The sequence below is a fragment of the Methyloceanibacter marginalis genome (genome assembly GCF_001723295.1).
Lineage (GTDB): Bacteria > Pseudomonadota > Alphaproteobacteria > Rhizobiales > Methyloligellaceae > Methyloceanibacter > Methyloceanibacter marginalis.
In genome coordinates this window covers 1-10,690 of record NZ_LPWD01000439.1, presented here as the reverse complement: position 1 = coordinate 10,690, position 10,690 = coordinate 1, and the positions used below count along the sequence as shown (strand labels likewise).

Here is a 10,690-nt window from a genome sequence, read left to right as displayed (position 1 = left end):
CAAGAGCCCATGAGCAAGAGCCCATGAGCGCGATCCGATGAGCGCTGCTGCCGAGCGGTCCCGCAACGAGCCCATCGAGCCCGATCGTCTCGATCCCTTCTCCACGCCGCGGGAGGTCGATCGTGTGTTCGGCCATGACGCGGCGGCGGCCGAGTTCGAGAGCGCACTCCGAAGCGGGCGCATGCATCACGCCTGGCTCTTGGTGGGACCGGAAGGGGTCGGCAAGGCGACGCTCGCTTACCGCTTCGCCCGCACGGTGCTGGCGCACGGTGAAAAGGCCGAGGCGCAGGATGTGCCCGGCGAGCACCCCGTGTTCCGGAAAGTGGCGGGTCTGTCCCATCCGAATCTGCTCCTGATCCGCCGATCCTGGATCGAGAAGACCAAGCGCTACTCGCAATGGATTTCCGTGGACGAGGTGCGTCGCCTGCGCGCCTTCCTCGGTAACACGGCCGGCGCGGCGTCTTGGCGGGTCGTGATCGTCGACCGGGCCGATGAGCTGAACCAGAACGCCGCAAACGCCCTGCTGAAGGCGCTGGAGGAACCGCCGCCGCGCACGCTGTTTATCCTGATCTCGAACGCTGAAGGGCGGCTCCCCGTCACCATTCGCTCGCGGACACGGGTGCTGCGCGTGCCCGGCTTGGACGATGCGCCTTTGGAGCAAGCCGTGCGCGCGGCGCTCGACCGGGACGGGGTCAAGGCCAACGCCAAAGATCTTGCGCTGTCGCTCGCGCTCTCTCAAGGCAGCGTAAGGCGGGCGCTGGAGCTGGTCTCGGAGCAAGGGGATCGAACTCTATGATCAGATTCTCGAGACCATTGCCGCGCTGCCCGACCTCGACGGCGGCGCGTTGCACAAGCAAGCCGAGCGGCTCTCGGGCGTCAACGATACGGAGCGGCTGGAGCTTTACCTCGCGCTGCTGCTCGGCCTGATGGAGCGGCTGATCCGCTTCGCCGCCACCGGAGAGGGCGCCACCGAAACAGAACGAAAGCTCGCCAAGCGCTTCGTTTCCAAGGATAATCTCGCCGAGTGGGCGGAGGCGTGGGAGTCGATCGCGGAGGCGAAGAGCGAGGCGTTCGCGCTCAATCTCGACCGCAGCCTGCTCGTGCTCAATGCCTGGTTCCGGCTCCAGCACCTCACCCAGGAGCATCCTGTTTAGGGCATTGGTCCACTACGCTTGCCGGGCGCGGGTCGCGAGGTTATGTCTCGGCCATGGCTGAGAAGCGGCCCTATTACATCACCACGGCGATCTCCTACCCGAACGATGCGCCCCATATCGGCCATGCCTACGAGGCTGTGGCGACGGACGCGCTCGCCCGCTTCCGGCGATTGCAGGGGATGGACGTGTTCTTCCTCACCGGCACCGACGAGCACGGCATCAAGATGCTGCAGACGGCGCGGGCTCAAGGGATCAGCGCGGCGGAGCTTGCCGACCGCAACACGCCCAAGTTCCGCGAGATGGTACGGGCGCTCAATTGCTCCCACGACGATTTCATCACCACGCGCGAGGCGCGGCACACGCGCTCGGCCCAAGAGCTGTGGCGGCGCATACAAGAGGCCGGCGATATCTATCTCGACAAATATGCCGGCTGGTACTCGGTGCGTGACGAGGCCTATTACGACGAGAAGGAGCTGACGGACGGAGCGGACGGCCAGAAATTGTCACCGCAAGGCACGCCCGTCGAATGGGTGGAGGAGGAGAGCTATTTCTTCCGCCTGTCCGCCTTCCAGGATCGTTTACTCGCCCATTACGAGGCACATCCGGAGTTCATCGGGCCCGAGACGCGCGCTAACGAGGTGAAGAGCTTCGTGCGCGGGGGGCTTCAGGATCTTTCCGTGTCACGCACCACCTTCGACTGGGGCGTGCCGGTGCCCGGCGATCCGAAACACATCATGTATGTGTGGGTCGACGCGCTGACCAACTACATCACCGGCGTCGGCTTCCCGGACGAAGCGTCGGAGAGCTTCCAGAAATACTGGCCGGCCGATGCGCATATCATCGGTAAGGACATCATCCGCTTCCATGCGGTTTATTGGCCGGCCTTTTTGATGTCGGCGGGCGTGGCGCTGCCACGCCAAGTGTTTGGGCACGGCTTCCTCTATAACCGCGGGGAGAAGATGTCGAAGTCGGTCGGCAACGTGGTCGATCCCTTCGTGCTGGCGTCCGATTTCGGCGTGGATCAGATCCGCTATTTCCTGTTGCGCGAGGTGCCGTTCGGCCAGGACGGCAATTACAGCCGCGACGGCATCACGCAGCGCATCAATGCCGATCTCGCCAACGATCTCGGCAATCTGGCGCAGCGCTCGCTGTCGATGATTGCCAAAAATTGCGGTGGCATCGTACCGGTGCCCGGCGCGCTGACGGACGCCGACGAGACCATTCTTGCCGCGGCCGACGGCGTGCTGCCGCGGGTCGAGGAGGCGGTCGACGCTTTCGCCATCCACAAGGCGCTCGAGATCGTCTGGGCGCTGATTGCCGACGCCAACCGCTATTTCGCGGGCGAGGAGCCCTGGGCCCACAAGAAGACCGACCCTGAGCGCATGGGGACGATCCTCTATGTGACGGCGGAGGTCACGCGGCAGATTGCAATATTGGTGCAGGCGGTGATGCCGGAAAGCGGCGCCAAGCTGCTCGATCAGCTTGCGGTGCCGCAAGACGCGCGCGATTTCGCGGCATTGGGACCCAAGGGCCGGCTCAAGCCCGGCACCGCGTTACCGGCGCCGAGCGCCGTGTTCCCGCGCTATGTGGAGCCGGACAGCGAGGCCGCCGCGTCTAAGGGCCGCTAGCGGCAGAGCTGTTTGATGCGCGCCTCGTCGGGGCCTTCGACCAGAGCGTTCCCGATCAGCGTGCGCGGCACGGACGTATCGCCGAACCGCCTCAACATGTCGGCTTGGACGGGCGCTGTTGTGGCATCCAGAATGCTGTACTTGATATTGTTGCGCGCGAAGATGGCGCGCACCTGGCGGCAATAGCCGCACCACGAGGCGTTGTAGAGGACGACGCGCTTGCTGCATCCGGCCTGCGCGGGCGCGCCGCGAACGAGAGCAGCGCGAACGTGGCGCCGGCAATGAGCGTGAGGCAGGTCCGTCTCGGCATGCGATCCTCTCTTAAGTGTGCCTCTCTATGGCGGGGGGTGGTCCCTATTGTTTCCAGAGCCCATATGCGGCACATAGGGGCGCTGGGTAAAACTTCCGCCCGTCAACCTAGCAGTTTGAATCAACATAGGTATTTCATCTTTCCGTGATGCTGATCGACAGCCACTGCCATCTCGATTTTCCCGAGCTCAACGCCGAGCTCGGCGGCGTGCTGGCACGGGCGCGGGAGGCGGGCGTGGGGCTGATGGTGACCATCTCCACCCGGGTCGCCAAGTTCAACGAGCTGAAGACCCTCGTCGAGGCTCATGACAATGTGTTCTGCTCGGTCGGGACGCACCCGCACAACGCCGCCGAAGAGCCGGATATCACGGTCGAGGAGCTGGTCGAGATCGCCCGCCATCCCAAGGTCGTGGCCATCGGCGAGGCGGGACTCGACTATCACTACGATCACAGCCCGCGCGACATGCAGAAGAAGAGTTTTCGCACTCATATCGCCGCGGCGCGCGCGACGGGCTTGCCGCTCGTCATCCACGCGCGCGAGGCGGACGCCGATGTCGCGCGCATCCTCGAGGAGGAGAGCGAGGCGGGGGCCTTTCCCTTCGTGCTGCATTGTTTCACCAGCGGCGCGGATCTCGCCCATCGCGGGCTCGCGCTTGGCGGATTTATCTCCTTCTCGGGCGTCGTGACCTTCAAGAAGGCGGACGCCTTGCGCGACATCGCGCTCGCGGTTCCTTACGATCGCGTTCTGGTGGAGACGGACGCGCCCTATCTCGCGCCCGAGCCTTTCCGCGGCAAGACAAACGAGCCCGCCTTCGTGGCGAAGACCGCGGCGCGGCTGGCGGCGTTGCGCGGGATCGGCGAGGACGAAATGGCGCGCCTCACGACGCAGAATTTCTTCCAGCTTTTCAAGAAGGTGCCGCGAGAGGCTCTGAAAGCCCAGTCAAACGCCGCATGAGCTTGAAAGCCACCATCCTCGGCTGCGGCACGTCCGGCGGCGTGCCCCGCATCGGCAACGAGTGGGGCGCGTGCGACCCCCACAATCCCAAGAACCGGCGGCGGCGCTGCGCGCTCCTGGTGGAGCGGCACGGCCCGGACGGGGTGACGCGCGTGCTCGTGGATACGCCGCCGGATCTGCGCGAGCAGTTGATCGACGCAGGCGTCGGCCTTCTCGACGGCGTGCTCTACACGCACGATCACGCCGACCACGTTCACGGCATCGATGATTTGCGCATGGTGGCGTATAACGGGCGCCGCCGGGTCGATGTCTATTTCGACGAGACTGTCGCGCAGGCCTTGCGGCAGCGCTTCGCTTATTGCTTCGAGCAGCCGGAGGGGAGCGAGTATCCCTCCGTGCTGAATGCATGCCATATCAGGCCCGGTGAGATGGTTCGCATCGAAGGCCCGGGCGGCGTGATCGAGGCGATGCCCTTCCTTCAGCGGCATGGCGCCGGCAACACGCTCGGCTTTCGCTTCAATGGGATCGCCTACTCGCCGGATGTGAACGACTTTCCGGAGGCGGCGCTGCCCTATCTCGAAGGGCTCGATGTGTGGATCCTCGATGCGCTTCGCTACACCGGTCACCCGAGCCATCTCACGGTGGAGCAGGCGCTGTCCTGGATCGAGCGGCTGAAGCCGAAGCGGGCCATCCTGACGCATATGCACGTCGATCTGGACTATGAGACCCTGGCCGGTGAGCTGCCCGAAGGGATAGAGCCGGCTTATGACGGCCTGGTGATCGCCGCCTAGGTCTTGTGCCGGTTTTCGGCCTCAGATTCGTCTCGGATATGTCTCACCTGACATGTTTGGTCTGCTAGAGGTGCTGACCTTGCGCGGCAGGGTTTCGGGGCAAGCGTCTCGCAAAACTGCAAAATTTTGATGACGGGGAATGCCGTGCTCGAATTCGTGTCGAGGAATATAGAAGCCAAAGATCTGCGCTGCTGTCCGCAATGCGACAGCGACGCGCACGAGGTCCTGCCCGCCTATTCGTCCGGCGCTTGGCAGATCGTCGCTTGCGGAGATTGCGGTTTCGTCTATCTCCGCAACCCGCCGACATACGAGCGGCTGGTGGACGAGTTCGCCTGGGAGAAGACCCGCGACGCGGAAGTGAAGCGCCGCCGCGAGAACCGGCCCATTCGTAAATGGCTCGACGAGAAGACCCGCTGGCGGTCGAACCTGCTGCGGCCGAGCGCGTCGCGTCAATTGCGCCGGATGTTTCCGCCGGGCCGTGTCCTCGACGTCGGCTGCGGGGCGGGGCGGGAGCTGCCAGAGCCGTTCGTGCCTTTCGGTATCGAGATTTCGCGGACGCTTGCCGCGCAAGCGCAAGACTATATGGGGCCGCGTGGCGGCAAGGCGATCCACGCGCCTGCGCTGGAAGGCATCCGCCAGTTCGACAGCAAGCACTTCACCGGCATCATGCTTCGCTCGTTCCTGGAGCATGAGGTCGAGCCCAAGGCCTTGTTGCAGGAGGCCGCGCGCGTGCTTGCCGATAACGGGCGCATCTATGTGCGGGTGCCGAATTTCGGCAGCGTCAATCGCCGCGTGTCGGGCGCGCAATGGTGCGGGTTCCGCTACCCGGACCACGTGAACTATTTCACGACGCGGTCCTTGAGGACCATGGCTGACGATTGCGGTTTGTCGCTTCGCCTCATCAATCCGATGTTGTTCGTGTTCAACGACAACATCAACGCCATGCTGGTACGCAAAGCTTAGCGAGTGACCGTAAGGCGCGCCTAGAAGCCGAGGACCGAGGTGGGGACGCTGACCGAGACTTTCCCGCTGGCCGCGCCGGTCTCGGGGCTTTCGGTGCTCTCCGAATACCCTGCCGTCGCGCGGATGCTGTAGTTTTCGGGCTCGGCAAGCGTCACGCCGGCACCGATCGTATTGAGCGCATTGGGATCGGTAAGCCCGGTGCCGGACAGGTCCACGCTGGATTTGAAGAAGGCGAAGGGCTCGATGCTGGCGTTGCCCGCCTCGAAGCGGCGCTTCAACTCAGGTCCGACGCTGAGGCGTGTCACATCCACGGACGTTCCCGGCAGGTCGGCAAGCGCCGAGCTCGTCTCATCGAAATAAGAGATTGCGCCGCTTTGGCTCAGCTGCCAGCCCTGCCATCCCCATTGTCCCGTGACTTTTGCCTCGCTCAGCATGCGCTGGGTTGTGAAATCCGTGCGTTCATCACCGACAATGGTCTTGTCCTCGCCCATGCCGAAGGCGCCTTGGCATCGAATGTGATATGCGGCGTGACCCGATAGGCGAGATAGGGACCGGTCATGTAGGCGGTTCCGGCGGCCGTATCGGGTGTGGCGAGTGTCGTCTGGCTTGCCTCATCGACCTGGAGCATGCCGCCGATCAGGAGATCGTTGTTCGCGCGGTAGTCGGCGCCCATGAATGTGGTGAGTGCGTCGCCTTCTCCGCTAAAATTCTCGCGGCGTCCTTTGGCCCAAACGTCGAATTTCGATGGAGCCGGCTTTACCGCATGAGGCAGGGGCAACGCCACGTCCAAAGCCTCGTTCACTTTTTTTAGCCTGGCTTGGTCGGCGGCCGACAAAGACGAACTCCACTGGCTGAGGCTGGTTCGGAAATTGGTGTTGCTGCCGTCAGGTGTCATGTCGAACGGGACAGCGGCGCTGGTGCCCGGCGCGTTCAGCCGGTTGAAACGCTCGTCGGCCGGAGTCACCGCAAGAGTGCGGTTGACCCGGCTGCGCAAGAGGTCTTCGGCAAGGGCGGACCTGTCGGTACAGGCGCCCGTTCCAGTCTCATCAACACAGGGATCCTGTGCCCTGGCGGGTTGCGGCATTGCGAGCAAGAGCATGCCGGCCACCACCGCCAGGCTGGGCATACGGTATTCTCTCGCCAGTTTGACCATCGACTTCATTTGGATATCTCCCTCGTCCCGTCCTGCCCCAAGGGCGGTTAACGAGGTGTAAAGCGCGCGCTCTGCGCGGCGCCGCGATTCAGCGAACGAGACTGTCACCGATCCACGGCGAAAATCTGGCAACTCGCTTTGGTTTCCGGGAGCGACAGGCCGAGAATGACCTTTGCCACCTCGTCCGGCGTTTGCAAGGTTTCTTGGTCCTCGCCGGGATAGGCTTCGGCGCGCATGGCCGTGGCCGTGGCGCCGGGATCGACGAGGTTCACCTTGATTGTGCTGTCGGCCGTCTCGTTGGCGTAGGTTTTGGCCAGGGCCTCGAGCGCCGCCTTGGAGACGGAGTAGGGCGCCCAGTAGGCCCGGCCTCGAGACGCCGCGCGCGAGGAGGTGACGAACACCACGCGGCCTGCGTCCGAACGGCGCAGCAGGGGGTCGAGGGTGCGGATCAGGCGCCAATTGGCCGTCAGATTGACTGCGAGCACGCGCTCCCAAGTCTTTGAAGAAATGTGGGTCAGCGGGCGCAATCCCCCCAGGATGCCGGCATTGCCGATAAAAATGTCGAGCCGCCCGAAGCGCTCATAAAGGGACGGCCCCAGCGCATCGATGGTCTTGCCGTCCGCCAGATCGAGGGGAATGAGCGAGGCCTTGCCGCCCTCGGCCTTGATCTCGTCGTCGACGGCTTCAAGCGATTTCTGCGTCCGCGCCAACAACAGGACATGGGCGCCTTCGCGCGCGAAGAGGCGCGCGGTGGCGCGGCCGATGCCGCGCGAGGCGCCGGTGATGAGCGCGATACGGTCTTTCAGGCGAGATCCGCTCAACCGACCTCGGCGAGGAAGGAAAGCTGCTTCTGCTGGGGCGGGCCTTCCCGGTCGCGAAGTCTCGTCGGGTATTCGCCGGTGAAGCAGTGGTCGGTGAACTGCGGATGGTCGTCGTCGCGGCCGTCGAAGCCCATGGCCCGGTAGATACCGTCGACGGAGATGAAGGCCAGGGAGTCGGCGCCGATGAAGGCGCGCATCTCCTCCAGCGTGCGATTGGCGGCGAGCAGCTTGTCCTGTTCCGGCGTATCGATGCCGTAGAAATCCGGATGGGCGATCGGCGGGCTCGAAATGCGCATATGCACTTCCTTGGCGCCGGCCTCGCGCATCATCTGCACGATCTTCACCGAGGTGGTGCCGCGCACCACGCTATCGTCGATCAGGACGATGCTTTTGCCTTTCACCTGGAGCTCGTTGGCGCTGTGCTTCAGCTTGACGCCGAGTTGACGGATGCGTTGCTCGGGCTCGATGAAGGTCCGGCCCACATAGTGATTGCGGATGATGCCGAACTCGAAGGGCAGGCCGGACTCTTGCGCATAGCCGACCGCGGCCGGCACGCCGCTATCGGGAATCGGCACGACCATGTCGGCGTCGGCGGGCGCCTCGCGCGCCAATTGCCGCCCCATCTCCTTGCGCACGTCGTAGACCGAGCGGCCGCCGATGATGGAATCGGGGCGGGCGAAATAGATGTACTCGAAGATGCAAAGCCGGGCCGGGTGCTTGGGTACGAAGCGGTGGCTCTCGATCCCCTCGCGGGTGCAGACGACGACCTCGCCGTTCTCAACCTCGCGCACGAACTCCGCACCGATGATGTCGAGCGCGCAAGTCTCCGAGGCCAGCACCCAGGACTCGCCGAGACGGCCGAGGACGAGCGGGCGGATGCCGTACGGGTCGCGGGGCGCGACGAGCTTCTTGTTGGTCATACCGACGAAGGCGTAAGCGCCTTCGACCTGAAGCAGCGCCTCGATAAAGCGCTCGACGAATTGCGCCTTCTCGCTGCGGGCCACGAGGTGCAGGAGGACCTCGGTGTCGGTGGTGGACTGGCAGATGGCGCCCTTCTTGATGAGGGATTCGCGCAAGGTCAGCGCGTTGGTGAGGTTGCCGTTGTGGCAGAGGGCGAAGCCGCCGGATTCGAGATCAACGAACAGCGGCTGCACGTTGCGCAGCACCGCGTCGCCGCATGTGGAGTAGCGCACATGGCCCACGGCCATATCGCCCTTCAGGCGCTCGATCACCGGGCGGGAGGTGAAGTGGTCGCCGACAAGGCCCAGCCGGCGCTCGGTGTGGAAGTGCTCGCCGTCGAAGCTGACGATGCCGGCCGCCTCCTGGCCGCGATGCTGGAGGGCGTGCAAGCCGAGCGCGGTCAAGGCCGCGGCGTCGGGATGATTGAATATCCCGAAGACGCCGCACTCCTCGTGCAGCCGGTCTTCCTCGAGCCAGCTCAAATCGGGGTCTTGGTCAGCCTGTTCGGTCACGGGCATGGGCCTCTCCTTATAAATAGGCGCCCTGGCAGGGGCTTCAATGCCACGCAACTCTTTACCTTACGCGCGCCCTTACGACGGCTGATCGGGGTCCGCCGGTGCGCCTTCCGGCCCCGGAGTGGGCTGCTCGTCGTCTTGGCCGGGGAGATACTCCTCGGGATGCATCGGCAGCAGGGACTCGATCGCCACCTGCGTGCGCTGAAGAATGGGATAAGAGCGCGCATTGCGGACCCATTCCGGCTGGTCTCTGGCAAGCGCGGTGAAGAGAATAAAGACGATGGCGACCAGCAAGAAGCCGCGGGCCAGGCCGAAGACGAAGCCGAGCGTCCGGTCGAGCGCGCCGACGCGGCTATCCAGCACCTTGTCGGAGATGCGGAAGGTAATCAGGCTCACGATAATGAGGGTAATGATGAAAACGCCGGCGGCGAAGGCGATCTGAGCGATGCTCGGATTATCGATATAGGGCAGCAGGACTTCGTAATAGCGGGGCGTGAAATAGAGAGCCGCAACCGCGGCCATGGCCCAGGAGAAGATCGACAAGACTTCGCGGGTGAAGCCGCGGACCATCGCCAGGAAGCCCGAGATGAGCATGATGACGATCAAAATGATATCGAGCCAGGAGATTGGCATGTGTCACAAGGCTCCCTCGGGCAGATGGCCGCACGTTATCACGATTCCCCGCGATGAAGCATAAATGGCCCCGCCGGGCAATGACCGACGGGTAACACTCGGCGCATTGTCGCAGGCAATCTAGTGGGCCGGCAGCGCGAACCAGGCCACGAGCTCCTCAAGCTGGGAGACGGGCCCGAGCGTAATGCCCTCCACGGCACGGTCTCCGGCGAGGGATGCGGCAGGGACGACGGCGCGGCTAAAGCCCAGTTTCGCGGCTTCCTTCAACCTTTGGTCCGTATGGCCCACGGCCCGCACCGCGCCCGTAAGGCTCACTTCGCCGAAATAGACGGTGTCGTCGGGCACCGCATGGCCGGTGAACGAGGACAGCAGCGCCGCGGCGGCGGCGAGATCGGCGGCCGGCTCGGTCAGTCGCAAGCCTCCGGCCACATTCAGATACACGTCGTGGCTGCCCAGACGCACGCCGCAGCGGGCCTCCAGCACGGCGAGTAGCATTGAGAGGCGGTTCGGATCCCAGCCGACCACGGCGCGGCGTGGCGTGCCGAGCGTACTTGGGGCGACCAGCCCCTGCATCTCCACGAGAATCGGCCGCGTGCCTTCCATGCCGGCGAGAACGGCGGTGCCGGGGGAGCCCCGGTCGGCGTCGTTGAGGAAGAGGGCCGAGGGGTTCTCCACCTCTTTGAGCCCCTCGAGGCGCATCTCGAAAACGCCGATCTCGTCGGTGGGCCCGAAGCGGTTCTTGACCGCGCGCAGGATGCGGAATTGGTGGCCGCTCAGGCTCTCGAAATAGAGCACCGTATCGACCATG

At 64.4% G+C, this 10,690-nt stretch carries 13 protein-coding genes; 6 read left to right on the top strand and 7 right to left on the bottom strand.

All coding sequences use genetic code 11. The annotated features are described in order from the left end of the window. The first annotated feature begins 37 nt into the window (after positions 1 to 37). From AUC71_RS15330 to metG, 3 genes are read left to right on the top strand one after another with little or no spacing between them, the layout of a single operon-like run. Complete coding sequence (locus AUC71_RS15330; RefSeq protein WP_083238489.1) at positions 38 to 796, top strand: DNA polymerase III subunit delta'; 759 nt, start codon at positions 38 to 40, stop codon at positions 794 to 796. A 49-nt stretch (positions 797 to 845) separates the two neighbouring features. Then, positions 846 to 1,154 (top strand): hypothetical protein, encoded by a 309-nt coding sequence (locus tag AUC71_RS18210; RefSeq protein WP_083238487.1) that lies wholly within the window; start codon positions 846 to 848, stop codon positions 1,152 to 1,154. Between the two features lie 53 nt (positions 1,155 to 1,207). Further along, entirely contained in the window at positions 1,208 to 2,782 is a 1,575-nt protein-coding gene (gene metG, locus AUC71_RS15325) for a methionine--tRNA ligase (protein WP_069624941.1), read from the top strand. Here the strand turns inward: metG and AUC71_RS22085 are convergent. Continuing rightward, positions 2,779 to 3,078 carry a glutaredoxin family protein gene (locus tag AUC71_RS22085; RefSeq protein WP_083238486.1) on the bottom strand — a complete coding sequence of 100 codons (300 nt, stop codon included), beginning with the start codon at positions 3,076 to 3,078 and terminating at the stop codon, positions 2,779 to 2,781. The two genes, metG and AUC71_RS22085, sit on opposite strands and share 4 nt — an antisense overlap. 161 nt (positions 3,079 to 3,239) lie before the next feature. Between AUC71_RS22085 and AUC71_RS15320 the strand changes: the two genes are divergently transcribed. The 3 genes from AUC71_RS15320 to AUC71_RS15310 all read left to right on the top strand — a co-directional run bounded on the left by AUC71_RS15320 (position 3,240) and on the right by AUC71_RS15310 (position 5,800). Beyond that, positions 3,240 to 4,046: a TatD family hydrolase gene (locus AUC71_RS15320; RefSeq protein ID WP_069624940.1), complete on the top strand. Its 807-nt coding sequence runs from the start codon at positions 3,240 to 3,242 to the stop codon at positions 4,044 to 4,046. Beyond that, positions 4,043 to 4,837: an MBL fold metallo-hydrolase gene (locus AUC71_RS15315; protein ID WP_069624939.1), complete on the top strand. Its 795-nt coding sequence runs from the start codon at positions 4,043 to 4,045 to the stop codon at positions 4,835 to 4,837. The genes AUC71_RS15320 and AUC71_RS15315 overlap by 4 nt, the downstream gene beginning before the upstream one ends. A gap of 144 nt (positions 4,838 to 4,981) precedes the next feature. Continuing rightward, on the top strand, positions 4,982 to 5,800 hold the full coding sequence (locus AUC71_RS15310) for a class I SAM-dependent methyltransferase (RefSeq protein ID WP_158007891.1): 819 nt from the start codon (positions 4,982 to 4,984) through the stop codon (positions 5,798 to 5,800). Between the two features lie 20 nt (positions 5,801 to 5,820). Here the strand turns inward: AUC71_RS15310 and AUC71_RS15305 are convergent, their stop codons facing one another. The 6 genes from AUC71_RS15305 to AUC71_RS15280 form a co-directional block, all read right to left on the bottom strand. After that, entirely contained in the window at positions 5,821 to 6,234 is a 414-nt protein-coding gene (locus tag AUC71_RS15305; RefSeq protein WP_069624937.1) for a hypothetical protein, read from the bottom strand. After that, positions 6,228 to 6,962, bottom strand: coding sequence for a hypothetical protein (locus AUC71_RS15300; RefSeq protein ID WP_069624936.1), 735 nt, complete (start codon positions 6,960 to 6,962; stop codon positions 6,228 to 6,230). The genes AUC71_RS15305 and AUC71_RS15300 overlap by 7 nt, the downstream gene beginning before the upstream one ends. A 95-nt stretch (positions 6,963 to 7,057) precedes the next feature. Continuing rightward, entirely contained in the window at positions 7,058 to 7,774 is a 717-nt protein-coding gene (locus tag AUC71_RS15295; RefSeq protein WP_069624935.1) for an SDR family NAD(P)-dependent oxidoreductase, read from the bottom strand. Next, a complete protein-coding gene (gene purF, locus AUC71_RS15290; RefSeq protein ID WP_069624934.1) occupies positions 7,771 to 9,252 on the bottom strand; it encodes an amidophosphoribosyltransferase in 1,482 nt (493 codons plus the stop codon). The genes AUC71_RS15295 and purF overlap by 4 nt, the downstream gene beginning before the upstream one ends. Positions 9,253 to 9,324: 72 nt before the next feature. Next, a complete protein-coding gene (locus tag AUC71_RS15285; protein ID WP_069624933.1) occupies positions 9,325 to 9,882 on the bottom strand; it encodes a CvpA family protein in 558 nt (185 codons plus the stop codon). 120 nt (positions 9,883 to 10,002) lie between these two features. Next, positions 10,003 to 10,690, bottom strand: a 688-nt coding sequence (locus AUC71_RS15280) for a magnesium chelatase domain-containing protein (protein ID WP_083238484.1), incomplete at its 5' end; no start/stop codon positions are given.